A 24,287-nucleotide genomic window follows, 5' to 3' on the forward strand; every position below is an offset into this window, starting at 1 on the left:
GGTGAGAATGGCGGCGGGGAGTGGACACGTGCAACGGGATGGCAGCCGCCGACCACGGAGGTAGAGCACACATGGCACCGAACGACAGCGCAGAGACCAACGGCGAGGCTACGGGCACTGTCGTGGGCCGCCGGAAGGCGGCGCGCTACATCGTCCCGTTCGCGGTGGCGGGAGTGGCGGCCGCGACGATCGGACTCGTCCCGGCGCTCGCGGACTCCGGAGACCCGGAGCTCCCGGACATCACCGCGCAGGAACTCATCGAGAAGATCGCCGCATCGGACCAGGAGCAGCTGTCCGGCACGGTGAAGGTCAGCACCGACCTCGGCATCCCGTCGCTCGGCGGCCTCGCCGGCTCCTTCGCGCCGGACGCCGCATCGGGATCGGGGGAGTCGAGCGCGTCCCCCGACGCCAAGCTGATGGAGCTCGCCTCCGGGACCCACACGCTCCGGGTCGCGGCCGACGGCCCCGACAAGCAGCGTCTCTCGATCCTCGGTGAGGGCTCCGAGTACAGCCTCGTCCACAACGGCGACGACATCTGGGGATACGACAGCGAGAGCAACGAGGTCTACCACGCGGAGTCCGACGGGAACGGACGTACGGGCGGCAAGGCCGAGGAGCACAAGGCGCCGGAGGGGGTGCCGGCCACTCCGAAGGAGCTCGCCGAGGAGGCGCTCGCCGCCGCGGACGACACCACGTCCGTCACCGTCGGCGGCACGGCGCAGGTGGCGGGGCGCGACGCCTACAAGCTCGTGATCAAGCCGAAGCAGTCCGGTTCGACGATCGGCTCCGTCACCGTCGCGGTCGATGCCTCCACCGGCGTACCGCTGAAGTTCACCCTGGCCCCGAGCAGCGGCGGCAAGGCGGCGGTCGACGCCGGCTTCACGAAGGTCGACTTCGCGAAGCCCGACGCCTCCTCCTTCTCCTTCACCCCGCCCAAGGGCGCGAAGGTGACCGAGGCCGACGAGCTGAAGGCCGAGGCGGAGAAGAACGGCGCGGCGGACAAGGCGCACAAGGACCTGGGCACGCTGGAGGACTTCAAGGGCCTCAACGTCATCGGCGAGGGCTGGAACGCCGTCGCGGAGATCGAGGCCCCGGGCGGGGCGGGGCTGCCCGCCCAGGGCTCCGGCGGTGTCCCCGCGGAGGCGCAGCAGTTCCTGGACGCCCTCGGCGACAAGGTCACCGGCGACTTCGGCTCGGGCACGGTCTTCAAGACGCGCCTGGTCAACGCGCTGCTGACGGACGACGGCAAGGTCTACGTCGGCGCGGTCACCAAGGACGCGCTGGTGAAGGCGGCCGACACCGCCAAGTAGGACGCACCGTACGCCCCGCCCCGTCGTACGCTCCGTACGGCGGGGCGGCGGTCCGTGCGACGGGCGCCGGCGGACACAGGTCGCGGGGTGCCGGACCACGGCGGGACAGGACCGGGAGTGCGCATGACCGACACAGCGGCCGCTACGGCCGGACCGGAGACGGGGCGGGAGCCCGGCGCGGTGATCGAGACGCGGGGGCTCACCAAGCGCTACCGCGGCGGGCAGTTGGCCGTCGACGGGCTCGACCTCGCCGTTCCCGCCGGAAGCGTCTTCGGCTTCCTGGGGCCCAACGGCTCCGGCAAGACCACCACGATCCGGATGCTCATGGGGCTCATCGACCCGACCTCCGGCACCGCACAGGTCCTGGGCCGCCCCATGCCGGCGGCCGCCCGAGCGGTGCTCCCGCAGGTCGGCGCGCTCATCGAAGGGCCCGCGCTGTACGGCTTTCTGACGGGCCGCGACAATCTCGTGCGCTTCGACTCCGCCGACCCGGCCGCCGACCCACGCACCCGGCGCGCGCGAGTGGGCGACGCCCTGGAGCGGGTCGGGCTCGCCGCCGCGGCCGGCAAGAAGGCCAAGGCGTACTCACTCGGCATGAAGCAGCGGCTCGGGCTGGCCGCCGCCCTCCTCCAGCCGCGCAGACTGCTCGTGCTGGACGAGCCGACCAACGGCCTCGACCCGCAGGGCATGCGCGAGATCCGCTCCCTGGTGCGGGAGCTGGCGGGAGAGGGCACCACCGTCTTCCTCTCCTCCCACCTGCTCGACGAGATCGAACAGGTCTGCACCCACGCCGCCGTGATGGCCCGCGGCCGGCTCCTCGTCCAGGGCCCGGTCACCACCCTCGCCGCTGGCGCCCGGGGCCGGCTCGCCGTGACCACCCCCGACCCCGGTGACGCGGCCCGCGTCCTCGCGGAACACGGGGCGACGGGGATCGTGACCGACGGGGACCGGGTGAGCGCCGACGCGCCGCCGGGTGAGGTGGAACTCGCGGACCTCAACGCGGCCCTGGTGCGCGGCGGTGTTCGCGTACGCGCCTTCGGCGTCGAACGCGCCTCGCTGGAGGACGCCTTCGTCGCGCTCACCGGAGAGGGATTCGATGTCGCAGGCTGAACTCATGGCGCCCCCGGCGCCGCCCGCGGCGCGCCGTGCGCTGTGGACCCTCGGGATCCTCCGCTCCGAACTGACCACCACGCTCCGCCGGTGGCGGACCCTGGCCCTGCTCGGGGTTCTGGCGGCCGTCCCCGTCCTCATCGGGATCGCCGTGCGCATCGAGACGGGTGACGGCTCCCGGACCGGGCCCGGCGGCGGGGGCGGGCCCGCCTTCCTCTCCCAGGTCACCAACAACGGACTCTTCCTGGTCTTCGCGGCCCTTTCCGCGACGCTGCCCGTCTTCCTCCCGATGGCCGTCGGCGTCATCGCGGGAGACTCCGTCGCGGGCGAGGCGAGCGGCGGCACCCTGCGCTATCTGCTGGTGGCGCCGGCGGGCCGCACCCGGCTGCTGCTCGCGAAGTACGCTTCGGTGCTGGTGTTCTGCCTGGTCGCCACCCTGGTCGTGGCGGCATCGGCGCTCGCGGCCGGGGCGCTGCTCTTCCCCGTCGGGGAGGTCACGACGATCTCGGGCACCCGGATCGGCTTCGGCGAGGGACTCCTGCGGGCCGGACTGATCGCGGTCGCGGTGGCGGTGTCACTCGTCGGCTTCGCGGCGCTGGGCCTCTTCGTCTCGACGCTCAGCAACAGCGGGATCGCGGCGATGGCGGCCACCGTCGGCGTGCTGATCACCGTGCAGATCCTGGACACGATGCCGCAGCTGCACGGGATCCACCCGTATCTCTTCCCGCACTACTGGCTGTCCTTCACGGACCTCCTGCGCGACCCGGTCTACTGGGACGAGATGGCCAGGAATCTGGGGCTGCAGGCGGTGTACGCGGCGGTGTTCGGCTCAGCGGCCTGGGCGCGGTTCACCACGAAGGACGTCACCGTCTGAGGAGGCCCGGCACGGGCCGTCCGTACCGTCGGCCGGTCGAGCCGTCCCCCGATCGGCTCGTCGCGGCACGAACGGCACGAACGGATTGCTGCACGGAACGTCACGACACGGTACGTTCCGTTTCCAGCCTGGTCATTGTTCGACTTTTGGCGACGACCTGTCAATAAGCGGTGGGCGGAATCCCCCTATGCTCACCGAATGATCACATCGCCGAGTTCCCTGCGCCGCAGCGAGAGGTCACGACGGGCGACGCTGGACGCCGCCCTGGAGCTGTGTACGGAGAAGGGGTACGGCCGGGTCACCGTCGAGGCCATCGCGGCCCGCGCCGGCGTGAGCAAGAAGACGATCTACCGCTGGTGGCCGTCGAAGGGCGCGGTGATGCTGGAGGCGTTCGCCGAGGTGTTCGTCGGCTCCACGCCGTTCGTCGACACCGGTGACATCGAGGCCGATCTGCGGACGCACATCAACAGCGCGGTGAAGCTGGTCTCCACGGCGCCGTACGGCCCGGCCTACGCCGGGATCCTGTCCGAGATGCATCATGACGACGCACTCGCGCTGGCTGTACGCGAACAGCTGGTCGACCCGCGCTTCGAGGCTGCCGTAGGGCGCATGCGGCGCGCCCAGGAGCAGGGGCAGATACCGGATGGCGCCGATCTGCCGCTCGCGGTGGAGATGCTCTACGGGCCCGTCTACTACCGCCATGTGCTGCGGAAGCCGGCGCAGGACGAGGCGACGGTCGCCACGCTGGTGGCCCATGTCCTGCGGTCCCTGACCGGGGCCGGCGCGCCCGGGGACGCCCCCGGCGGTGGGGGCGCCCCCGGGGCCGGGCGCGTCAGCTGAAGAAGACCTTCGCCCGGGCCGCGGCCCCGGTGTCGGTCAGTACGTCGCCGGGCCTGCTGCCGTTGCCCAGCAGCACCCCGCCCCACCGCATCCCGAGGTACCGAGCCGAATTGCGCAGGGTTCCCGCGAGCGGTTCGGCGACCGCCGGGTCGTCGTCCGCGAGCGCGGTGACCCCCCACAGCGTCTTCCCGGCCATCCGCCGCCGGAAGTCGGCGCCGGGGGCTTCCAGCCAGCCCGACCAGTGGTCGAGGTAGCGCTTGGTGGAGGTGGAGACGGAGTACCAGTACAGCGGCGAGGCGATGACCACGTCGGTGGCGGCGAGTGTCGCCTCCAGGAGGGCCGCCGAGTTGCCCGTGGGGAAGAGGTGGCCGTCCGTGTGGCGCCGGTCCTCGAAGTCGGGCAGCGGGAGTTCCCGCAGGTCCAGCCACCGCTGGCCCGTGCCGGCAGGGAGCTGCTCGGCCGCGAGCCGGGCCAGTGTCTCGGTGTTGCCGCCGGTGCGGCTGCTGCCGAGCAGGAAGAGGAAGTCGCGCGTGGTCATGCCATGCCCCCAATTAATTGCATACGGCTTTTACCGGCGTACGCATCATATGCATGTGCATGAAGTTTTGGGGAGGTGCTTTTCGGCCGGGGCACGCGCGTTCTCAGGCGAACAGCCGCTCGAGGACCACCGCGACGCCGTCCTCGTCGTTCGAGAGCGTGATCTCGTCGGCGGCGGCCCGCAGCTCCGCGTGTGCGTCGGCCATCGCCACCCGGTGGCCGACGAGGCGGAACATGGGCAGGTCGTTGGGCATGTCGCCGAACGCCACCGCGTCGGCGAGGTCGAGGCCCAGCAGCCCGGCGGCCAGAGTGACCCCCGTGCCCTTGTCCACGCCGAAGGGGGCCAGCTCCACCGTGCCGGGGCCCGCCATCGTGACGGACGCCAGGTCGCCCACCGCTCCCCGGGCGGCGGTGGCCAGCTCGTCGTCCGTCAGCTCCGGGTGGCGTATCAGGACCTTGATGACGGGCGCCGTCCACAGCTGCGACCGGTGGCCGGCGCGCTGGGCGGGGAGCGAGGGGTGGGGCATGCGGTAGCCCGGCTCGATCAGGGTCCGGCCGTCGGCGCCGTCCTGGTCCACCGCGGCGAACACCTGCCCCACCTCGGCCTCGATCTTGCCGAGGGCGGTGTCGGCCAGCTCCCGGTCCAGGGTCACCGAACTCAGCATGCCGCCCGACCCGGCGTCGTACACCTGGGCGCCCTGCCCGCAGACCACGAGCCCGTCGTATCCGAGGTCGGCGAGCAGCGCGCGTATGCCGGGCACCGGCCGGCCCGTGACGATCAGATGCCGTGCGCCGGCCGACGTGGCGCGGGCGAGGGCGGCACGCGAGCGCGCGCTCACGGTGTCGTCGGAACCCAGCAGTGTGCCGTCAAGGTCCGTGGCGACAAGGGTGTATGCGGCGGGTGGCGTGAACATGGGGTCAGCCTAGAGAGATCGCCTTCCAGCCGTACGTCGCTGACCTGCGGGGACGGTCGGCCCCCTCGGCGGAGGCTGGATTCACCGGCTCCCGGGGGCCGGGGCCGCCCACGCCCTCACCGTGGCGGGCAGGCCGAGCAGACGTGCCCGGCGCACGCGGTCAGCAGGGTCCCGGCCGCCGCGTTCACCGCCGGATCGCCGTCCGTGGCGAGCCGCTCGGCCGTCGCCCGGCCGGCCAGGACCGCCAGATGCGCGTCCCTGGTCCACTCCGGATGGTGCGCGTGGCCATGGGCGAGGATCGTCCCCAGCAGGCCGAGCACCCCCACGCGGTCCTTCACGGTCTCCATGGCGGCGAGCTCCCAGAGGAACGGCACCGTGGCGACCGTCGCGTCGAACACGGCCATGGCGCCGATCCACTGCCCCAGATCGCTCAGGGCGTCCTCGGCCGACTCGCTGTCGCCCCAGGCGATCAGTGACAGCAACCCGGGGACCTGGGACGCGGAGCCCTGGGCATGGCGCAGCTCATGCCACTGAACGTGCCTCATGTCCCTCAGGATCGTCCCCATCCGCGCACTCAATCAGCCTTTGCGGGTGCCGTCCACCATGCCTGCCACACTCATCGGATCCGGCTCCCGCACCCCGTCCAGCGCGTCGAGATACCGCCGTACCGTGTCCCGGTCGCGGGCGTCCGCGATCAGCCCCACATGGTTGTCGGGCCGGACCACGACGACGGTGTCACCGTCGACGCCGTAGGCCGCGTGGGCGAACCCCTCGCGGTCGTGCAGCGCGTCCGGAGCGGCGGCGCCGGCCCCGGGCCCGGAGGCCCCGGCGCCGTACACGCGGAAGGTCCGCACCGCGTCGCCGTGGGCGTCGGCCGCCTCCCGCAACGCCCTCTCCGCACCCGCCCCGAAGCCCAGCACCGTGATGTGCGGCCCGGCGAAGACGCGGAACAGGCGGGTGGGCGCACCGGTCGCGGCCTCGGTGCAGGGGGCGTCCGGGGCGCGGTCGCCCGACCGTACGCCCTCCCCGCCCCCGGGGCGGGCGAGGGAGCTCCACCGGTAGCCGCGGTCGAGGCCCGCCGTCGACGGGGTGATCGCGGTGTCCAGCCCGCCGCCCGGTTCCCTGATCGCCTCCAGCGTGGCCCGCAGCCGCTCCGATGTGAGGTCCAGCGTCCAGGCGGCGACCGGCAGCCGCTCCTCCTCGTAGGTGTCCAGCAGCCCCGGGCCGCCCCGCCCCCGCAGCGCCCGGTCGAGCTTCCAGCCGAGGTTGAAGGAGTCCTGGATGCCGGTGTTCATGCCCAGCCCGCCCGCGATGGCGTGCACATGGGCGGCGTCCCCGGCCAGGAGCACCCGGCCCACCCGATAGCGGTCGGCCATGCGCACGTTCACGCGGTACGTCGAGAGCAGCGTGGCCGCGGTGAGACTGTCGGCCGGCAGCCGGGTGTGCCGGGCGAAGAGCCGCCTGAAACCGTCGAGGGCGGGGGCCAGGGGCCGGCCGTCCGCGTCACGCTCCGGGCCCGACTGGAACCACCAGCCCGTCCGCGTGCCGGGGATGGGGCAGAGCATGACGGCCCCGTCCTCGTCGAACCACTGGTGCCAGATGCCCCGGTCCAGGACGCCCGGGGTGATCTCGACGTCGCCGCAGACCATCATCTGCTCCTCGTCCGTCTCCCCGTCGAACGGGACACCGAGCAGTTTCCGTACGCGGCTGTGGGCACCGTCGCAGCCCACGACGTACCGCGCGCCGAAGGCTGAGCCGTCGGCGAGGGTGACGGTCACCGAGGTCCCGTCGTCGCCGAGGCCCACGACCTCGGTCCCGGTCTCCACCGCCACGCCGTGCCCGGCGAGGCGGTCGCGCAGGATCTCCTCCAGCCGCCACTGGGCGATCAGCCATCCCCGGTCGTACGGGGCGTCCGGTGTCGGCGAGGAACCGGCGTACGGATCGGCGTCCGCGACGGGCACGCCGTCGCGGTACTTGCGCATCGGGAGCGGCGGTGAACCCGCCGCCAGCACCGCCTCGACGACCCCCAGGTCCTCCAGCACCTCCAGGGAGCGCGGGTTGGGGCCCTTCGACCGCGAACTGCGCGGATACTCCGGCGATTTGTCCACGATCCGGACCGCGATGCCACGCCTGGCCAGATCGCAGGCCAGTGTCAGTCCGGTCGGGCCCGCGCCCACGATCAGTACGTCGGTCATGTCTGCTCCTCGGTCGTCGTCCTGCCGTACAGGAAAACGCAACCGAGTTAAAAAGGCAACTCAGTAACTATTTTATGGCCGGGGTGTCCGTGTCCGGCGTGGAAGCGGAAGCCGTTCCGACGGGAGCCGCGGCCTCCGCCGCCCGTACGGCCAGGCGGAGGGCCTCGGCCCTCGTGCGACGTGCCGTGCGCAACGCATCCCAGGTCAGCAACATCAGGGCCACCCAGACCAGTGCGAATCCGGCCCACCGCTCGGGGGGCATCTCCTCGTGGAAGTACAGGATGCCGAGGGCGAACTGGAACACCGGGGCCAGATACTGCAGCAGGCCCAGGACCGACAGCGGCACCCGGATCGCGGCGGCGCCGAAGCAGACGAGGGGGATGGCGGTGACGAGTCCGGTCGCGGCGAGCAGGGCCCCGTGGCCCGCGCCCCCGGCCAGGAACGTCGCGTCGCCGCTCGCCCCGAGCCACACGAGGAATCCGAGCGCGGGCACGAACAGCACGGCGGTCTCGGCGGCCAGGGACTCCAGGCCGCCCATGTTGACCTTCTTCTTCACCAGGCCGTACGTCGCGAAGGAGAACGCCAGCACCAGCGAGATCCACGGCGGCTGCCCGTAGCCGATCGCCAGCACGAGTACCGCGGCGAAGCCGGTCGCCACCGCGGTCCACTGCACCGGCCGCAGTCGCTCGCCGAGCAGCAGGACGCCCATGGCGATGGTGACCAGCGGGTTGATGAAGTAGCCGAGCGACGCCTCGACGACGTGGCCGTTGTTCACGGACCAGATGTAGAGACCCCAGTTGACCGAGATCACCGTCGCGGCGATCGCGATCAGCCCCAGCCGCCGGGGCTGCCGGAGCAGCTCGCCGATCCACGCCCAGCGGCGCAGGAACAGCAGGGCGATGCCGACGACGCCCAGCGACCACACCATCCGGTGGGCGAGGATCTCCACCGCCCCCGACGGTTCCAGCAGCGGCCAGAAGAGGGGCACGAGGCCCCACATCCCGTACGCGCCGATTCCGTACAGCAGGCCTGCCCGCTGTTCGTTCTTCCCCTTCACGGGCCCTCCCGGCACTCCTGCGTCGGCGGACGGCCGACTGCACGACGGTAGCGCCGGAAGAGCCCTCTGTCATTGCCGTCTCAGGGAAACGGTCGTGACAGGCGCGGGCGTGCCCGTTCAGGCGGTGGCGACCGCCGCCGTGACCGTCTCGGCCAGCGGAGTGGTCGGTCGGCCGATCAGGCGGGCCAGGTCACCGCTCGTCCCGGCGAGCAGGCCGCGTGCGATGGCCTCGTCGACGTCGACGAGGATCGCGGCGAAGGGCTCGGGCACCCCGGCGCCGACGAGGATCTCCTGGTGCACCGGGGCCGGAACGTTCTTGTGGACGATCTGCTTGCCGGTCGCGGCGGCCACCACGTCGGCGTACTCGGCCAGCGACCAGGCCACGTCACCGCTCAGCTCGTACGCCGCGCCCAGGTGGCCCTCGCCGGTCAGCACGGCGGCGGCGGCGTCCGCGTAGTCGGCCCGGGTGGCGGAGGCGATGCGCCCGTCACCGGTGTTGGCGACGACGGCGCCGTGCTCCAGGACGGGTGCCAGATTCGCCGTGTAGTTCTCGGTGTACCACCCGTTGCGCAGGAAGGTGTACGGCAGCCCGGAGTCGAGGATCAGCTGCTCGGTGACCTTGTGCTCCTCGGCCAGCAGGAAGTCGGCGTCCGGTCCGCCCAGCGCCCCGGTGTACGCGAGCTGCGCGACCCCGGCCGCCTTCGCGGCGTCGATCACCGCGGTGTGCTGGGGCACCCGCCTGCCGACCTCACTGCCCGAGATCAGCAGGACGCGGTCGCCGGCCCGGAACGCGCCGGTGAGGGTCTCCGGGCGGTCGTAGTCGGCGATGCGGAGCTCGACGCCCCGGGCGGCGAGCGGGGCCGCCTTCTCCTTGTCGCGGACGAGCGCGACGACCTGGTGGGCCGGGACCGTGTCGAGCAGACGCTCGACGACGAGGCGGCCGAGGGCGCCGGTGGCTCCGGTGACGACGATGCTCATGAGGTTCTCTCCTGGTGGCGCTGGGCCTGCTGCGAGTGGAACGAAACTCACCATAGGAGGTGTACTAACTCTGGGAAAGTACCCACTTTGAAGTAAGGTACTGGTATGACAGTGAGCATCCTGGACGAAGTGGGCGGTTGGCGCGCGGACGTCAACCAGCAGAACTGCCCCTCCCGGCTGATCCTCGAGCACATCACCAGCCGGTGGGGCGTGCTCGTGCTGGCCGCGCTGCTGGAGCGCTCCTACCGGTTCGGCGAACTGCGCCGCACGGTCGGCGGCGTCAGCGAGAAGATGCTGGCCCAGACCCTCCAGACGCTGGAGCGCGACGGCTTCGTGCACCGGGACGCGAAGCCGGTGATCCCGCCCCGCGTCGACTACTCGCTCACCCCGCTCGGCAAGGATGCCGCCGACCAGGTCTGGGCGTTGGCCCGCTGGTCCGAGCGGCAGGTGGACGGGGTCGAGGCCGCCCGCGCCGCATACGACGAGGCCCGGAACCAGTCGGCTCCGGGCCCCGGGGGACAGGCGTGACGGCGGATCAGCCGACCACGGTCCAGGTGTCGCTGCCGGCCAGCAGGGTGCTCAGGTCACCCTTGCCGTGTTGCTCGATCGCGGCGTCGAGCTGGTCGGACATGAGCGCGTCGTAGACCGGGCGCTCCACACTGCGCAGGACACCGATCGGTGTGTGGTGCAGGGTGTCCGCGTCGGCCAGCCGGGACAGCGCGAACGCGGTCGTCGGGCTGGGGTTGTGGGCGTCGTGGACGAGGATCCGCGACCGGTTCTCCTCGGTGACGGCGACGACGCCGAGGTCACCCGTGAGCGCGTCGCGCACGACCCCCTTGGAGTTGTCCGCGCCGAAGAGGATCGGCTGGCCGTGTTCGAGGCGGATGACCGCCTCCTCGGCCCGTTCCCTGTCCTTGAGCACCTCGAAGGCGCCGTCGTTGAAGATGTTGCAGTTCTGGTAGATCTCCACCAGCGCGGTGCCGGGGTGGTCGGCCGCCGCGCGCAGCACGCTCGTGAGGTGCTTCCGGTCGGAGTCGACTGTGCGGGCGACGAAGGAGGCTTCGGCGCCCAGGGCGAGGGAGACCGGGTTGAAGGGGGCGTCCAGAGACCCCATCGGCGTCGACTTGGTGATCTTGCCGACCTCGGAGGTGGGGCTGTACTGCCCCTTCGTGAGCCCGTAGATCCGGTTGTTGAACAGCAGGATCTTGAGGTTGACGTTGCGGCGCAGGGCGTGGATGAGATGGTTCCCGCCGATGGACAGCGCGTCGCCGTCACCGGTGACGACCCAGACGGACAGGTCGCGGCGGGAGGTGGCAAGGCCCGTCGCGATGGAGGGGGCGCGGCCGTGGATGGAGTGCATCCCGTACGTGTTCATGTAGTACGGGAAGCGGGACGAGCAGCCGATGCCGGAGACGAACGTGATGTTCTCCTTGGCCAGCCCCAGTTCCGGCATGAAGCCCTGCACGGCCGCGAGGACCGCGTAGTCACCGCAGCCCGGGCACCAGCGCACCTCCTGGTCGGACTTGAAGTCCTTCATGGACTGCTTGCCCTCGGCCTTGGGGACCAGCTGGAGGAGTTCGTTGGCGTCAGGCATCGATGGCCTCCTTGAGGGCGGTGGCGAGTTGCTCGGCCTTGAAGGGCATTCCGTTGACCTGGTTGTAACTCCGGGCGTCGACGAGGTATTCGGCCCTCAGCAGCAGGGCGAGCTGCCCGAGGTTCATCTCCGGGACGACGACCTTGTCGTAACGCCTCAGCACCTCACCGAGATTCCTCGGGAAAGGGTTGAGGTGGCGCAGATGGGCCTGCGCGATCGTCTCCCCGGCCGCGCGGAGCCGGCGTACGGCCGCCGTGATCGGCCCGTACGTCGAACCCCAGCCCAGGACCAGGGTCGTGGCGTCGGCCGGGTCGTCGACCTCCAGGTCGGGCACCTGGATGCCGTCGACCTTCGCCTGACGGGTACGGACCATGAAGTCGTGGTTGGCCGGATCGTAGGAGATGTTCCCCGTGCCGTCCTGCTTCTCGATCCCGCCGATCCGGTGCTCCAGGCCCGGCGTGCCCGGCACGGCCCACGGCCGGGCCAGCGTCTCCGGGTCCCGCTTGTACGGCCAGAACACCTCGGTGCCGTCGGCCAGTTCGTGGTTCGGGCCGGTCGCGAACTGTGTCCGCAGATCCGGGAGGCTGTCGATCTCCGGGATCCGCCACGGCTCGGAGCCGTTCGCCAGATACCCGTCCGAGAGCAGGAACACCGGCGTCCGGTACGTCAGCGCGATCCGGGCGGCGTCGAGCGCCGCGTCGAAGCAGTCCGCCGGGGTTCTCGGCGCCACGATCGGGACCGGCGCCTCGCCGTTGCGCCCGTACATGGCCTGGAGCAGGTCGGCCTGCTCGGTCTTGGTCGGCAGGCCGGTGGACGGCCCGCCCCGCTGGATGTCGATGATCAGCAGCGGCAGCTCCAGCGACACCGCCAGACCGATCGTCTCCGACTTCAGTGCCACACCCGGACCCGACGTGGTCGTCACACCCAGCGACCCGCCGAACGACGCACCGAGCGCCGCCCCGATCCCGGCGATCTCGTCCTCCGCCTGGAACGTCCGTACGCCGAAATTCTTGTGCCTGCTGAGCTCGTGCAGGATGTCGGACGCCGGAGTGATCGGATACGAGCCCAGATACACCGGCAGATCCGCCAGCCGGCCCGCCGCGATCAGCCCGTACGACAATGCCAGGTTCCCCGAGATGTTGCGGTACGTGCCCGTGGGGAAAGCCTGCGACGCCGGTGCGACCTCGTACGAGACCGCGAAATCCTCCGTGGTCTCACCGAAATTCCAGCCCGCACGGAACGCCGCCACGTTCGCCTCGGCGATGTCCGGCTTCTTGGCGAACTTCGACCGGAGGAATGTCTCCGTCCCCTGGGTCGGACGGTTGTACATCCAGGACAACAGCCCGAGCGCGAACATATTCTTCGACCGCTCGGCCTCCTTGCGGGAAAGACCGAACTCCTTCAATGCCTCGATCGTCAAGGTCGTCAGCGGCACCGGATGCACGTTGTACGCCTCGAGCGAGCCGTCCTCGAGAGGGGATTCGGCGTACCCGACTTTCGCCATCGGGCGTTTGGTGAACTCGTCCGTGTTCACGATGATGTCGGCCCCGCGCGGCACATCGGCGATATTCGCCTTCAGCGCGGCGGGATTCATCGCGACCAGCACGTTCGGCGCGTCGCCCGGGGTCAGGATGTCGTGGTCCGCGAAATGCAGCTGGAACGACGACACACCCGGCAGCGTCCCGGCGGGTGCCCGGATCTCGGCCGGGAAGTTGGGCAGCGTCGACAGGTCGTTCCCGAACGACGCGGTCTCCGAAGTGAACCGGTCGCCCGTCAACTGCATGCCGTCACCGGAGTCACCCGCGAAACGGATGATCACCCGGTCCAGGCGGCGGATTTCCTTCTCGGTGGCACCCGTACGATCAATGCGCGGGGCTCGCTGCTCCCCGACGACAGCCTCGTTGGCCTCATCGGACTTTCCGGCTGGGCTACTGACCTGGCTGGTCACTGAACTGGACCTCCCTCGGGGCGGCGGCTCGGGACCGGCCGACCCGCCGGCGGTCCAGGCCCCACCCTACTTCTGTAAGGGTCGCCTTCCTCGGACCGGTCATATGGTGGACGCGTTTTTGAGACATGAATGCGTCACGCTTTGCCATATTTTTCCGGACCTTTCGATCACTGGACGAGGCCCCCGGTGCTCATCCTTTCGTCCTGGTCCCGAGGTCTCACTCGGCTACCGGTGGATCATCCAGATCATCGCGACTAGATCATCGCCTTGTCACGAGTTCAGATAAGTGAGAACAGCGAGAACACGCCGGTGATCCCCATCACTGGGTGACAGGCCGAGTTTCAGGAAGATGTTGCTGACGTGCTTCTCCACCGCTCCGTCGCTGACCACCAGCTGCCGGGCGACGGCTGAATTCGTACGCCCCTCCGCCATCAGACCCAGGACCTCCCGCTCGCGCGGCGTGAGCCGCGCCAGCACGTCCTGCTTGCGGCTGCGGCCCAGCAGCTGTGCCACCACCTCCGGGTCCAGGGCGGTCCCACCCTGCGCCACCCGGACCACGGCGTCCACGAACTCCCTGACCTCGGCGACCCGGTCCTTCAGCAGGTAACCCACCCCGCGGCTGCTGCCCGCCAGCAGCTCGGTGGCGTACTGCTCCTCGACGTACTGCGAGAGCACCAGAACCCCGATGCCCGGGTAGTCCTTGCGTAGTTGCACCGCCGCCCGCACGCCCTCGTCGGTGTGGGTCGGCGGCATCCGCACGTCGGCGACCACCACGTCCGGCAGCGCGTCCTGCCCCGCGAGGTCGTCCACCGTCTTGATCAGCGCCTCGGCGTCCCCGACCCCCGCGACGACGTCGTGCCCCAGATCGGTCAGCAGCCGGGTGAGTCCCTCCCGGAGCAGCACCGAATCCTCGGCGATGACGACCCGCACTCTTTCCTCCACGACGTTGTGTCCCCCACTGTCGGTGTTCCGTGTGTTCGCCGCCGGCCCGCGGCCGCTCGTCTGCCCAGCATTCCAGCTCCGGCGCCCGGATGGGCCGTACACCAGCGGTTCCGGCGACACCGGACGCGTCGCAGTGCCCCGGCCGCCGTGGTGGCGGCCGGGGCACTGCGACGCGGTGCGGAGCTCAGCCCCGCCAGGGCAGCTCGGCCGTGACGGTCGTGGGTCCCCCGGCGGGGGAGTCGACGACGAGGATGCCGTCCACCGCGTCCAGCCGCTCCGTCAGCCCGGCGAGACCGCTGCCCGTCGACACACCGGCTCCGCCGCGCCCGTCATCGCTGACCTGGAGCATCAGCCGGTCCGCCGCCCGCCACACGTCGACCGAGGCACGGGTGGCCCGGGCGTGCTTGCTGACGTTCTGGAGGAGTTCGGAGACCGTGAAGTACGCGATGCCCTCGATGGCCTGCGCGGGCCGCGACTCCAGATCCACCACGACCTTCACGGGGACGGTGCAGCGGGAGGCGATGGCGGAGAGTGCGGCGTCGAGTCCGCGGTCGGTGAGGACGGCGGGGTGGATGCCGCGGGCGAGGTCGCGGAGTTCCTGGAGGGCGACCTTGACCTCGCCGTGGGCCTCGTCGACCATGCGGGCGGCGGCTTCGGGGTCGTGATCAAGCTTTTCCTTCGCCAGCCCCAGATCCATGGCGAGGGCGACGAGACGGGCCTGTGCGCCGTCGTGGAGGTCGCGTTCGATGCGGCGCAGGTCCGCGGCGGCCGTGTCCACGACCACACCACGGTCCGACTCCAGCTCCGAGACCCTGGTGGCCAGCCGGGAAGGGCCGAGCAGGCCCGCGACCATGACCCGGTCCACGGTCGCCAGGCCCCGGATGATCCACGGCGTGATCAGCACGAGAGCCAGGCCGAGCGCGGCGGTGACCCCCAGCTCGAAGGACGAGTCGAGGTAGACCTGGTGCGTGTTGTCGCCGTACAGCTGGAGGCCGTCGACACCCACGTACGCGGGGAAGATCCAGTGCCACAGCGGATAGGTGAACGCGGCCCAGCCGTAGGACCAGAAGGTCACCGCCACGGTGAACGCGAACACCGCCCAGGGCATGTGCAGCACCGCGTAGAGGAGATGCCGCCAGGACACCCCGCTCTTCAGCGTCGCGCCGACCCAGGACATCAGTCCGCCCTGGCCGCGCACCGGCGCGGGATCCGCGACATCCAGCCTCAGCAGCCCCCGCGCCCGGCCGCGTTCCACGACACCGAAGCCGCGGCACATGACGAGGCCGGCGGCGAGTATCGGAATGCCGAGGAAGGTGATCAGCATGCCGAGGCCGAGCGACACCATGGTCACCGCGAAGGAGAACAGCACCACGCTGATCGGCAGGCTCAGGAGCAGATAGGCCAGCTCGCGCCACGTACGCGCCTCGAAGGGCGCGCGGAGCGCCGCGGGAAAGAAGTGCTTCGCCGGCGGGTAGCCCCCCGACCCGGTGCCGGGCCTGTGCTGGTCCCGGGTGTCCGGTCCGTATGCCGTGGCCATCAGTGGCGTCCGTCCGTTTCTTCTGAGCGGGAACTCCCCGCGGACCGATACAACGGCTGATGTCTCAAGAGTGCTGTGCCGGGGGCCGCCTCACCATGAGGGCCGTCTCCGTATCCGGACGGGGGTTTTCCCCACCACGGGGACGCCCCGTCCCGGACCCGCGACGGGAGCTCCCGCCGTCGCCGTGTCACGCCGCACCGGCCCGCTCGGCCCCGGCGGCGAGGCGGTCGCGCCAGGGCAGCTCCGCGGTGACCGTGGTCGGGCCGCCCTCGGGGGAGTCCAGGACGAACACCCCGTCGACCGCTCCCAGCCGCTCCGCCAGCCCCGACATGCCCGTACCGCCGTCGAGGCGGGCGCCGCCCGTCCCGTCGTCCCGGACCTGGAGCATCAGCCGGTCGCCGGAGCGCCACACGTCGACCGACGCCTGACGGGCGCGGCTGTGCTTGCTGACGTTCTGGAGGAGTTCGGAGACCGTGAAGTAGGCGATGCCCTCGATGGCCTCGGCCGGGCGGGCCGTCAGCTGCACCGACACGGTCACGGGGACGGTGCAGCGGGAGGCGATGGCGGAGAGTGCGGCGTCGAGTCCGCGGTCGGTGAGGACGGCGGGGTGGATGCCGCGGGCGAGGTCGCGGAGTTCCTGGAGGGCGACCTTGACCTCGCCGTGGGCCTCGTCGACCATGCGGGCGGCGGCTTCGGGGTCGGCGGTCAGTTTTTCCTTCGCCAGCCCCAGGCCCATGGCGAGGGCGACGAGGCGGGCCTGTGCGCCGTCGTGGAGGTCGCGTTCGATGCGGCGCAGGTCCGCGGCGGCCGTGTCCACGACCACACCACGGTCCGACTCCAGCTCGGCGATCCTGCGTTCCAGCTCGTCGGAGGGCGAGAGCAGCCCCCGCACCATCGCCCGGTCCGCGTTCGTCAGCCCGCGCGCGAGGTACGGGAGCACCGGCCAGAGGACGAACAGGCTCACCAGCGTCACGGCGAACGTCGCCACACCCCACGGCAGCCGGATGAACGAATACAGCAACGCCCGCCAGCCGACCGGGTCCTTCAGCCCCGACCACAGCCAACTGAAGAAGCCCTGGTCCCGACGGCCGCGCACCATCGGGCTCGGGTCCTCGATCCGCACCCCGAGCATCCTGCGCGCCCTGCCGCGCTCGGCCCGGCCGAGACCGCGCGCGCCCTTCAGCCCCAGCGCGAGCAGCGGCAGCCCGATCACGGTGACGGAGAGCCCCGCGCCCACGGCGACCAGGAACACGGCGTAGACGAACCCGACGATCGCCATCGGCAGATTGGCCAGGAGATACGCGATCTCCTTCCATGTCCACCGGTCGAGGGCGAAGCGCGCGGGCGGCGGCCGGTCGTTGTCCGGCAGGGAGGGGCTCATGGTCATACGACCAGCGTGCCGGGCCGGGCGCGCCCACGCCATGGGGTTCGTGGGTGAGGCGGAGTAGGGATAACCCCACCTCGCGTCGGCTCTCCCCTGCCACCTCCTGCCCCACCCGTTGTGCGACTCCTGCCTCACCCGTTGTGCGACGGGGCTGCTTACCGTCTCTTTAACAGGGCCTAGACTCCCGTGCGTACAGACCGTCGAACAGGTTGAGGGAGCGAGGGGCGGACGTGGCGGACGTGCCGGGACCGACCGTTCTCGCGTCGGACTACTTCCAGAGCTACTCAGTGGTCGGACTGCTCGCCCTGGTGGGCGTGGTGTTCGTCGCCGTCGCCTTCGGGGCCGGTCGGCTGCTGAGGCCCGTGGTCCCGACGCCGGAGAAACTCCTCACGTACGAGTGCGGCGTGGACCCCGTGGGCGAGGGCTGGGCCCACACCCAGGTTCGCTATTACGTGTACGCCTTCCTGTACGTGATCTTCGCCGTCGACTCGATCTTCCTGTTCCCGTGGGCGACGGTCTTCGCGGCCCCGGGATACGGGGCGACGACGCTGGTGGAGATGTTCATCTTCCTCGGTTTCCTGGCCGTGGGACTGCTCTACGCATGGAAGAAGGGCGTCCTCGAATGGGCGTGACGAGCCGGCCGAACCCCGAACCCCCCGTGTCGCTGCCCGACCCGACGCCGCTGCCCGAGCCGAAGAGGCTCGGCGTGCTGTCCCGGCTCGCGCCCGAACCGATGAAGGTGGTACTCAACTGGGGCCGCCGCTACAGCCTGTGGGTCTTCAACTTCGGACTCGCCTGCTGCGCCATCGAATTCATCGCCGCCTCCATGGCGCGGCACGACTTCATCCGGCTCGGCGTCATCCCCTTCGCGCCCGGCCCCCGGCAGGCCGACCTGATGGTCGTGTCCGGCACGGTGACGGACAAGATGGCCCCTGCCGTGAAGCGGCTCTACGAGCAGATGCCCGAGCCGAAGTACGTCATCTCCTTCGGCGCCTGCTCCAACTGCGGTGGACCGTACTGGGATTCGTACTCCGTGACGAAGGGCGTCGACCAGATCATCCCCGTCGACGTCTACGTACCCGGCTGCCCTCCCCGGCCCGAGGCGCTCCTGCAGGGCATCCTCAAGCTCCAGGAGAAGATCGCCCGCGAATCGCTGGCCGAGCGGTACAGCACCGAGGACACGGTTCGCCCGTCGGCCGCCGCCCTGCGCAGCGGTCTCGTCGAGGCCCCGAAGGCACCGGGGGAGGAGGGGGAGTGACCGCCCCGGACCCCTACAGCACGCTGCCCGACGCCGTCACCGACCTCTTCGGCGCGGAGGCCACCGCCGCGCACGCGTACGACCTGCTGACCGTCGACGTTCCGGCAGGCTCCTGGACTGCCGCCCTCGAAACGGCCCGCGACGAGCTGGGCTGCACCTACTTCGACTGGCTGAGCGCCGTGGACGAACCGGGAACCGGCTTCCGTGTCTGCGCCCATGTCGCGGCCCTCGGCGGGGGGACGGTCCGGCGCCTGCTGGTCCGTACGACCGTCCCGCACGACGCGGCCACCCTGCCCACCGCCGTCGGCGTCTACGCGGGCGCCGCGTGGCACGAGCGTGAGACGCACGAGATGTTCGGCATCGGCTTCGACGACCATCCCCATCTGGTCCCGCTGCTGCTGCCCGAGAGCTTCGAGGGCCACCCGCTGCGCAAGGACTTCGTCCTGGCGGCCCGGGTCGCCAAGGCCTGGCCGGGGGCGAAGGAGCCGGGCGAGTCCGAACACGGCGGGCCCAAGCGGCGGACCATGCTGCCGCCGGGGGTGCCCGATCCCAACGAGTGGGGTCCGCTCAAGGGACAGCTCCCGCCCGCGCCGGCCCGCCCCGCCCGAGGAGCCCGCGCGGCGGGCGACCGTCCGGTGCGCCGGGCCCGCAGCGCGAGCGAGGGCTCGGCCGGCCAGCGGCCGGACGCGGCGGAGACCCCGCAGCCGGTGCCACCACGCCGTACCCGTAGCGTCTCCCAGGGCTCGGCCAGCCAGCAGCCACCGGCGACCCCGGAGTCGGGCACAGCCAAGGACGCACCGTGGCACGACGCCCGCCCGGCATTCGACGAACCGTCCGGTGAAGCTCGTGACTCCGGCGAACCTGGTGAACCCGGTGAATCCCAGCCCCTCCGGCGTTTGAGGAGCGGGGGTCCGGGGGCGGAGCCCCCGGTTCGGGAAGGGGCGGGTAGGGGAGAAGCCCCGCGCAGCGGCACCCCCGACACCCCTGCCCCCGAACCTTCGGCCGAGCAGACCCCCGAGGCACCGGACACTCCTGAGGCGCCGGAGACCCCCGAGGCGCCGGAGACCCCTGAGGCCCCCCGACCCCCCGACACCCCCGCCGGAGGCGATACCGCGTGAACGACGTACTCGACGTCGCCCTCCGCCTCGTCATCGTCTTCGCCGTGTTCATGGTCGTCCCGCTGATCGTGGGGCAGGCCGAACACAAGGTGATGGCCCACATGCAGGGCCGTCTCGGCCCCATGTACGCGGGCGGATTCCACGGCTGGGCCCAGCTCGTCGCGGACGGGGTGAAGTTCGCGCAGAAGGAAGACGTCGTACCGGCCGAGGCGGACCGCCGTATCTTCCAGCTGGCACCCGCCGTCGCCCTGCTCCCGTACCTCCTCGTGATCGTCGCCATCCCGATCGGCCCCAGCGAGGGTGCGGTCGGTCAGGTCGTCGACGCGGGCATCTTCTTCGTGCTGGCCGTCATGGGCGTCGGCGTGCTCGGGTCGCTGATGGCGGGGTGGGCGTCGGCCAACAAGTTCTCCCTCCTCGGCGGTCTCCGCACCGCCGCGCAGCTCCTCGCGTACGAACTGCCCATGCTGCTCGCCGCCGCCTCCGTGGCCATGGCGGCAGGCACCGTCTCGCTCCCCGGCATCCTCAACGCCTTCGAGTGGTGGTGGCTGCCCTGGCAGATCGTCGGCGCGCTCGTCTTCTTCGTGGCAGGGCTCGCCGAACTCCAACGCCCGCCCTTCGACATGCCGGTCGCCGACTCGGAGATCATCTTCGGGGCGTACACCGAGTACACGGGACTCCGGTTCGCGTTGTTCCTGCTCGCCGAGTACGCCGGGATCGTCGTCCTGTGCGGTCTGACGACGGTCCTGTTCCTCGGCGGGTGGCACGGGCCGCTCGGCGCGGACGGGCTCGGCTGGGTCTGGACCCTGCTCAAGACCGGTGTTCTCGCGTTCGTCGTCATCTGGCTCCGGGTCACCTACCCCCGTCTGCGCGAGGACCAGCTGCAGAAGCTCGCCTGGACCACGCTCATCCCCCTCGCTCTCGCGCAGATCGCGCTCACCGGCATCGTGAAGGTGGCGATCAACTAGTGCCCCCGATCCCCGGCTCAGGCCTGGCCAAGGGTCTTGCCGTCACCCTGCGGACCATGACGAAGCGCACGGTCACCGCGCAGTACCCGGACGTCCAGCCCGAACTGCCGCCCCGCACCCGGGGCGTCATCGGGCTGTTCGAGGAGAACTGCACGGTCTGCATGCTCTGCGCCCGCGAATGCCCCGACTGGTGCATCTACATCGACTCCCACAAGGAGACGGTGCCCCCGGCCGCCTCCGGTGGCCGTGAGCGCAGCCGCAACGTCCTGGACCGCTTCGCGATCGACTTCGCCCTGTGCATGTACTGCGGTATCTGCATCGAGGTCTGTCCCTTCGACGCGCTGTTCTGGTCGCCCGAGTTCGAGTACGCGGAGACGGACATCCACGAACTCACCCACGAGCGCGACAAGCTCCGCGAGTGGATGTGGACCGTTCCCGAGCCGCCCGCGCTCGACCCGGGAGCCGAGGAGCCCAAGGAGATCGCCGCCGCCCGCAAGACGGCCGACAAGCTCCAGGCTCAGGAAGCCCAAGCGGCCCAGGAAGCCCAGGCGGCGCAGGAAGCTGAGCAGGCCCGGCCGGGGCAGGCCCCGGAAGAGGAGGGCCAGGAATGACCCTCGCGGCTACGGCCGGCCACCCCGGCTTCCTCTCACCCACCGGCGTCGAGATCGCCTTCCTCCTGGTCGGGCTCGCCACCTTCGGCGCGGCTCTCATCACCGTCACGACCAGGCAACTCGTGCACGCGGCCCTCTGGCTCGTCGTCGCGCTCGGCGGCATAGCGGTGGAGTACCTCCTCCTCACGGCCGAGTTCATCGCATGGGTGCAGGTGCTGATCTACGTCGGTTCCATCGTGGTCCTCCTCCTCTTCGGGCTGATGCTCACCAGAGCCCCCATCGGCCGCTCCCCGGACGCCGACTCGGGCAACCGGTGGATCGCCCTCGGCGCTTCCCTCGCCGCCGCGGGCGCCCTCGTCTGGGTCGTCGTGGACGCCTTCCGGACGACCTGGATCGATCTGGACGGCCCCGCCCAGGGCTCCACCAAGGCCTCGGGGGAGTTCCTCTTCCGGCACTGGGTGCTCCCCTTCGAGGCGCTCTCCGTCCTGCTGCTCGCCGCCCTCGTCGGAGCGATCGTCCTGTCCCGCAAGGACCGCCAGGACAAGCAGGACGGACAGGGCCGCCGAGGCGGACAGGGCCGCCGGGGCGGGCCGGGCATCCAGGTCAGGCCGGGCATCCAGGGCCGGCCGGCCGGCCGGCACCAGGACGAGCAGGGACGGCCCGCCGCCGACCGGGAGGACAAGAGCTGATGCACCTCGCCTATCCCGCGGTCCTCGCCGTCCTCCTCTTCTGCACCGGGCTCTACGGCGTGCTCGCCCGCCGCAACGCGATCCTCGTCCTGATGTCCGTCGAGCTCATGCTCAACGCCGTCAACCTCAACCTGGTCGCCTTCGACGTCTGGCTCCGCGACGCACTCCACGCCGGCCAGGCCCTCACCCTCTTCACGATCGCCATCGCCGCCGCCGAGATCGGCATCGGCCTCGCGATCGTCCTGGCCGTCTACCGCAACCGCGGCAGCTCGGACGTCGACCGCCTCCGCGACACCGCGGAGACCGACGACGCCGAGACGCTCCCCGACGAGGCGGACGACGCGGACGACGACGCCCGGGACACCACCGCAGACCAGGCCACTGCTCCGGCAGGGAAGGCAAAGAAGGCAGAGGCCACCGCGTGACCACCACGACCCTCGCCGTCCTCGTCCCCCTCCTCCCCTTCCTGGGCGCCGCCGCGGGGCTTCTCCTCGGCCGGACCGCGCCCGGCTTCGTCCGTCCCCTCGCCGTGCTGCCGACCTTCGCCGCCGCCGTCCTCGCCGTCCTCGTCGCCGCCCGCCAGGGAGGCGGCCGGCCCATCGACGCCGCGACCCAGCTGACCCCCACCGGCTCGGTCCCGGTCGACCTGGCCCTGCACCTGGACGGCTTCGCGGTCCTCGTCGCCGTGCTCGTCGGACTCGTAGCCACCTGCGTGCAGATCTACTCGACGGCGTATCTCAAGGACGACGTCCGCTACCCGTCTTACGCGGCCCTCGTCTCCCTCTTCGCCTCCGCGATGCTGCTCGTCGTCTACTCCGGCGACCTCATGGTGCTCCTGGTCGGCTGGGAGATCATGGGCATCTGTTCGTACTTCCTCGTCGGCCACTACTGGGAGACCCCCGAGGCCCGCGCGGCCTCCCTCAAGGCCTTCCTCGTCACCAAACTCGGCGACGTGCCCTTCCTCATCGGCCTGTTCGCGCTCGCCGCCGACACCGGCACCTTCCGCATCACCGGGATCCTGGCGGCCGTCACCAACGGCGGACTCGACCACCCCACCCTCATCGCCCTGCTGCTCCTCGCCGGTGTCGCGGGCAAGTCCGCGCAGTTCCCCCTGCACACCTGGCTGCCCGACGCGATGGCCGGCCCCACCCCCGTCTCCGCGCTCATCCACGCCGCGACGATGGTCGCCGCCGGTATCTACTTCGTGGCCCGGCTCCTCCCCGTCTTCGCAGCCTCCGGCGCCGCCCTGATCGTCCTCGCCGTCATGGCGGCCGTCACGATGATCGGCTCCGGACTCGCCGCACTCGCACAGGACGACATCAAGCGCGTCCTCGCCTACTCGACGATCGGCCAGCTGGGCTACATGTCCGGTGCCCTGGCCGTGGGCGACCGCGGGGCCGCCGTCTTCCACCTCCTGTCGCACGGTGCGTTCAAAGCCGTCCTCTTCCTCGCGGCGGGCGTCGTCATCCACGCCGCGGGAACCAACTCACTCGCCGCCATGTCCCGCATGGGCGGGCTGGCCAAGCGCATCCCCGACGCCTACTGGACGATGACCGTCGCCCTCCTCGCGCTCGCCGCCATCCCGCCGTTCGCCGGCTTCTTCTCCAAGGAAGCCGTCCTCGTCGCCGCCGAGCACACCGCCTTCGGGGACCGTGACGTCGCCCCCGCCGCGGCCGGCTGGACGATCCTCGTCGCCGGACTCGCCGCCGCGGTCCTCACCGCCGCCTACGCCACCCGGCTGTGGCTCCTCGCCTTCCGCGGACGCGGCACCGCAGCCCCCGACCACGGCAAGCAGCCCGCCGCGATGACCTCCGTCCTCTGGGTCCTCGCCGTCCCCACCATCGCCTTCGGTCTCACCACCGGCGTCCTCACCGACTGGTTCGACGGACACGGCCTCACCCCGTCCCTCACGACCGCCGTCCTCTCCACCGGCGTCGGACTCGTCGGCGGACTCGTCACCTACGGGGCCTGGCGCCACACCACGGCGCTCGCCGACCGTCCCCCGGTCGGCGCGGTAGCCGCCCACCCCGACGCCGAACCCGCCCTCGTGGAGGCCGAGGCCATGGCCTCGCACACCGCGGCGTACGGCACCATCGCGGACGCCCAGGACCCGTCGGACCCCGGCCGGCTCCTGCTGGGCCCACTGCACCGCCACGCGGTCACCGGCTTCCACCTCGACGCCCTGTACACGGTGCTGTTCGTCCGTCCCGTGGGAGCCGCCGCACGGCTCGTCCGCTTCCTGGACCGTGAGGTCGTCGACACCTACGTACACGGCTCGGGCAGCATCGCCCGCGGACTCGGCACCCTGATCCGCCGCGCCCAGACCGGCAACGTGCAGACCTACCTCGGCGCGCTGCTCGCCGGAACCCTTGTCCTGGCGATCGCCGCCGTCGTCTTTGCCAACGTCTACGCCGGGGCGTGAGCCG

General features: G+C 71.2%; 24 protein-coding genes. 13 read left to right on the plus strand and 11 right to left on the minus strand.

Annotation, left to right across the window (positions count from 1 at the left end; genetic code table 11):
- The first annotated feature begins 71 nt into the window (after positions 1-71).
- The 4 genes from ACIQM3_RS01885 to ACIQM3_RS01900 all read left to right on the plus strand — a co-directional run bounded on the left by ACIQM3_RS01885 (position 72) and on the right by ACIQM3_RS01900 (position 4,134).
- Complete coding sequence (locus ACIQM3_RS01885; protein ID WP_401617500.1) at positions 72-1,310, plus strand: outer membrane lipoprotein carrier protein LolA; 1,239 nt, start codon at positions 72-74, stop codon at positions 1,308-1,310.
- Positions 1,311-1,433: 123 nt separating this feature from the next.
- Positions 1,434-2,420 (plus strand): ABC transporter ATP-binding protein, encoded by a 987-nt coding sequence (locus tag ACIQM3_RS01890; protein WP_401617503.1) that lies wholly within the window; start codon positions 1,434-1,436, stop codon positions 2,418-2,420.
- Positions 2,407-3,294: an ABC transporter permease gene (locus ACIQM3_RS01895; protein WP_401617505.1), complete on the plus strand. Its 888-nt coding sequence runs from the start codon at positions 2,407-2,409 to the stop codon at positions 3,292-3,294. The genes ACIQM3_RS01890 and ACIQM3_RS01895 overlap by 14 nt, the downstream gene beginning before the upstream one ends.
- Positions 3,295-3,492: 198 nt before the next feature.
- Positions 3,493-4,134 (plus strand): TetR/AcrR family transcriptional regulator, encoded by a 642-nt coding sequence (locus ACIQM3_RS01900; protein WP_401617508.1) that lies wholly within the window; start codon positions 3,493-3,495, stop codon positions 4,132-4,134.
- Here ACIQM3_RS01900 and ACIQM3_RS01905 read toward each other — a convergent pair.
- From ACIQM3_RS01905 to ACIQM3_RS01930, 6 genes are all read right to left on the minus strand, one after another.
- On the minus strand, positions 4,127-4,672 hold the full coding sequence (locus tag ACIQM3_RS01905; protein WP_401617510.1) for a flavodoxin family protein: 546 nt from the start codon (positions 4,670-4,672) through the stop codon (positions 4,127-4,129). The genes ACIQM3_RS01900 and ACIQM3_RS01905 overlap by 8 nt on opposite strands.
- A 103-nt stretch (positions 4,673-4,775) precedes the next feature.
- Positions 4,776-5,585, minus strand: a complete 810-nt coding sequence (locus tag ACIQM3_RS01910; protein WP_401617513.1) for an HAD-IIB family hydrolase — start codon at positions 5,583-5,585, stop codon at positions 4,776-4,778.
- 116 nt (positions 5,586-5,701) lie between these two features.
- A complete protein-coding gene (locus ACIQM3_RS01915; RefSeq protein WP_401617515.1) occupies positions 5,702-6,151 on the minus strand; it encodes a hypothetical protein in 450 nt (149 codons plus the stop codon).
- A 12-nt stretch (positions 6,152-6,163) separates the two neighbouring features.
- A complete protein-coding gene (locus ACIQM3_RS01920) occupies positions 6,164-7,780 on the minus strand; it encodes an FAD-dependent monooxygenase (protein WP_401617518.1) in 1,617 nt (538 codons plus the stop codon).
- 67 nt (positions 7,781-7,847) lie between these two features.
- Positions 7,848-8,837: an EamA family transporter RarD gene (gene rarD / locus ACIQM3_RS01925; protein ID WP_401617521.1), complete on the minus strand. Its 990-nt coding sequence runs from the start codon at positions 8,835-8,837 to the stop codon at positions 7,848-7,850.
- A gap of 117 nt (positions 8,838-8,954) precedes the next feature.
- A complete protein-coding gene (locus ACIQM3_RS01930; protein ID WP_401617524.1) occupies positions 8,955-9,815 on the minus strand; it encodes an SDR family oxidoreductase in 861 nt (286 codons plus the stop codon).
- A 105-nt stretch (positions 9,816-9,920) separates the two neighbouring features.
- Here ACIQM3_RS01930 and ACIQM3_RS01935 point away from each other — a divergent pair, with 105 nt between their 5' ends.
- On the plus strand, positions 9,921-10,343 hold the full coding sequence (locus ACIQM3_RS01935) for a winged helix-turn-helix transcriptional regulator (RefSeq protein WP_401617527.1): 423 nt from the start codon (positions 9,921-9,923) through the stop codon (positions 10,341-10,343).
- Positions 10,344-10,350: 7 nt separating this feature from the next.
- Here the strand turns inward: ACIQM3_RS01935 and ACIQM3_RS01940 are convergent, their stop codons facing one another.
- The 5 genes from ACIQM3_RS01940 to ACIQM3_RS01960 all read right to left on the minus strand — a co-directional run bounded on the left by ACIQM3_RS01940 (position 10,351) and on the right by ACIQM3_RS01960 (position 17,223).
- Positions 10,351-11,409 carry a 2-oxoacid:ferredoxin oxidoreductase subunit beta gene (locus ACIQM3_RS01940; RefSeq protein ID WP_401617529.1) on the minus strand — a complete coding sequence of 353 codons (1,059 nt, stop codon included), beginning with the start codon at positions 11,407-11,409 and terminating at the stop codon, positions 10,351-10,353.
- Complete coding sequence (locus ACIQM3_RS01945) at positions 11,402-13,357, minus strand: 2-oxoacid:acceptor oxidoreductase subunit alpha (RefSeq protein ID WP_401617532.1); 1,956 nt, start codon at positions 13,355-13,357, stop codon at positions 11,402-11,404. The genes ACIQM3_RS01940 and ACIQM3_RS01945 overlap by 8 nt, the downstream gene beginning before the upstream one ends.
- Positions 13,358-13,627: 270 nt before the next feature.
- Positions 13,628-14,287, minus strand: coding sequence for a LuxR C-terminal-related transcriptional regulator (locus ACIQM3_RS01950; RefSeq protein WP_401619935.1), 660 nt, complete (start codon positions 14,285-14,287; stop codon positions 13,628-13,630).
- Positions 14,288-14,483: 196 nt separating this feature from the next.
- A complete protein-coding gene (locus tag ACIQM3_RS01955; protein ID WP_401617535.1) occupies positions 14,484-15,836 on the minus strand; it encodes a sensor histidine kinase in 1,353 nt (450 codons plus the stop codon).
- Positions 15,837-16,023: 187 nt separating this feature from the next.
- Entirely contained in the window at positions 16,024-17,223 is a 1,200-nt protein-coding gene (locus ACIQM3_RS01960) for a sensor histidine kinase (protein ID WP_401617538.1), read from the minus strand.
- A 227-nt stretch (positions 17,224-17,450) separates the two neighbouring features.
- Between ACIQM3_RS01960 and ACIQM3_RS01965 the strand changes: the two genes are divergently transcribed.
- The 8 genes from ACIQM3_RS01965 to ACIQM3_RS02000 are packed head-to-tail and all read left to right on the plus strand — an operon-like array spanning position 17,451 to position 24,283.
- Positions 17,451-17,852, plus strand: a complete 402-nt coding sequence (locus ACIQM3_RS01965) for an NADH-quinone oxidoreductase subunit A (RefSeq protein ID WP_099173887.1) — start codon at positions 17,451-17,453, stop codon at positions 17,850-17,852.
- Positions 17,843-18,478, plus strand: coding sequence for an NADH-quinone oxidoreductase subunit B (locus ACIQM3_RS01970; protein WP_401617541.1), 636 nt, complete (start codon positions 17,843-17,845; stop codon positions 18,476-18,478). Before ACIQM3_RS01965 ends, ACIQM3_RS01970 begins: the two co-directional genes overlap by 10 nt.
- Entirely contained in the window at positions 18,475-19,596 is a 1,122-nt protein-coding gene (locus ACIQM3_RS01975; RefSeq protein ID WP_401617544.1) for an NADH-quinone oxidoreductase subunit C, read from the plus strand. The genes ACIQM3_RS01970 and ACIQM3_RS01975 overlap by 4 nt, the downstream gene beginning before the upstream one ends.
- Positions 19,593-20,561, plus strand: coding sequence for a complex I subunit 1 family protein (locus ACIQM3_RS01980; RefSeq protein WP_104788209.1), 969 nt, complete (start codon positions 19,593-19,595; stop codon positions 20,559-20,561). Before ACIQM3_RS01975 ends, ACIQM3_RS01980 begins: the two co-directional genes overlap by 4 nt.
- Positions 20,561-21,172: a NuoI/complex I 23 kDa subunit family protein gene (locus ACIQM3_RS01985; protein ID WP_401617547.1), complete on the plus strand. Its 612-nt coding sequence runs from the start codon at positions 20,561-20,563 to the stop codon at positions 21,170-21,172. Before ACIQM3_RS01980 ends, ACIQM3_RS01985 begins: the two co-directional genes overlap by 1 nt.
- Entirely contained in the window at positions 21,169-21,861 is a 693-nt protein-coding gene (locus tag ACIQM3_RS01990; protein ID WP_401617550.1) for an NADH-quinone oxidoreductase subunit J, read from the plus strand. Before ACIQM3_RS01985 ends, ACIQM3_RS01990 begins: the two co-directional genes overlap by 4 nt.
- The gene (nuoK, locus tag ACIQM3_RS01995) at positions 21,861-22,286 is read left to right on the plus strand and encodes an NADH-quinone oxidoreductase subunit NuoK (RefSeq protein WP_401617552.1); all 426 of its coding nucleotides are present in this window, start codon (positions 21,861-21,863) and stop codon (positions 22,284-22,286) included. Before ACIQM3_RS01990 ends, nuoK begins: the two co-directional genes overlap by 1 nt.
- Positions 22,283-24,283: an NADH-quinone oxidoreductase subunit L gene (locus tag ACIQM3_RS02000; RefSeq protein ID WP_401617555.1), complete on the plus strand. Its 2,001-nt coding sequence runs from the start codon at positions 22,283-22,285 to the stop codon at positions 24,281-24,283. Before nuoK ends, ACIQM3_RS02000 begins: the two co-directional genes overlap by 4 nt.
- Positions 24,284-24,287: the final 4 nt, after the last annotated feature.

Origin of the sequence: Streptomyces sp. NPDC091271, from assembly GCF_044757505.1 — a bacterium.
Classification (GTDB): Bacteria; Actinomycetota; Actinomycetes; order Streptomycetales; family Streptomycetaceae; genus Streptomyces.

What these genes read in the sequence shown, in the direction of transcription:
- ACIQM3_RS01885 (WP_401617500.1), top strand. Translation starts at nt 72, where the DNA reads ATGGCACCGAACGACAGCGCAGAGACCAACGGCGAGGCTACGGGCACT.
- ACIQM3_RS01890 (WP_401617503.1), top strand. Translation starts at nt 1,434, where the DNA reads ATGACCGACACAGCGGCCGCTACGGCCGGACCGGAGACGGGGCGGGAG.
- ACIQM3_RS01895 (WP_401617505.1), top strand. Translation starts at nt 2,407, where the DNA reads ATGTCGCAGGCTGAACTCATGGCGCCCCCGGCGCCGCCCGCGGCGCGC.
- ACIQM3_RS01900 (WP_401617508.1), top strand. Translation starts at nt 3,493, where the DNA reads ATGATCACATCGCCGAGTTCCCTGCGCCGCAGCGAGAGGTCACGACGG.
- ACIQM3_RS01905 (WP_401617510.1), bottom strand. Translation starts at nt 4,672, where the DNA reads ATGACCACGCGCGACTTCCTCTTCCTGCTCGGCAGCAGCCGCACCGGC.
- ACIQM3_RS01910 (WP_401617513.1), bottom strand. Translation starts at nt 5,585, where the DNA reads ATGTTCACGCCACCCGCCGCATACACCCTTGTCGCCACGGACCTTGAC.
- ACIQM3_RS01915 (WP_401617515.1), bottom strand. Translation starts at nt 6,151, where the DNA reads ATGGGGACGATCCTGAGGGACATGAGGCACGTTCAGTGGCATGAGCTG.
- ACIQM3_RS01920 (WP_401617518.1), bottom strand. Translation starts at nt 7,780, where the DNA reads ATGACCGACGTACTGATCGTGGGCGCGGGCCCGACCGGACTGACACTG.
- ACIQM3_RS01930 (WP_401617524.1), bottom strand. Translation starts at nt 9,815, where the DNA reads ATGAGCATCGTCGTCACCGGAGCCACCGGCGCCCTCGGCCGCCTCGTC.
- ACIQM3_RS01935 (WP_401617527.1), top strand. Translation starts at nt 9,921, where the DNA reads ATGACAGTGAGCATCCTGGACGAAGTGGGCGGTTGGCGCGCGGACGTC.
- ACIQM3_RS01940 (WP_401617529.1), bottom strand. Translation starts at nt 11,409, where the DNA reads ATGCCTGACGCCAACGAACTCCTCCAGCTGGTCCCCAAGGCCGAGGGC.
- ACIQM3_RS01955 (WP_401617535.1), bottom strand. Translation starts at nt 15,836, where the DNA reads ATGGCCACGGCATACGGACCGGACACCCGGGACCAGCACAGGCCCGGC.
- ACIQM3_RS01960 (WP_401617538.1), bottom strand. Translation starts at nt 17,223, where the DNA reads ATGACCATGAGCCCCTCCCTGCCGGACAACGACCGGCCGCCGCCCGCG.
- ACIQM3_RS01970 (WP_401617541.1), top strand. Translation starts at nt 17,843, where the DNA reads ATGGGCGTGACGAGCCGGCCGAACCCCGAACCCCCCGTGTCGCTGCCC.
- ACIQM3_RS01990 (WP_401617550.1), top strand. Translation starts at nt 21,169, where the DNA reads ATGACCCTCGCGGCTACGGCCGGCCACCCCGGCTTCCTCTCACCCACC.
- nuoK (WP_401617552.1), top strand. Translation starts at nt 21,861, where the DNA reads ATGCACCTCGCCTATCCCGCGGTCCTCGCCGTCCTCCTCTTCTGCACC.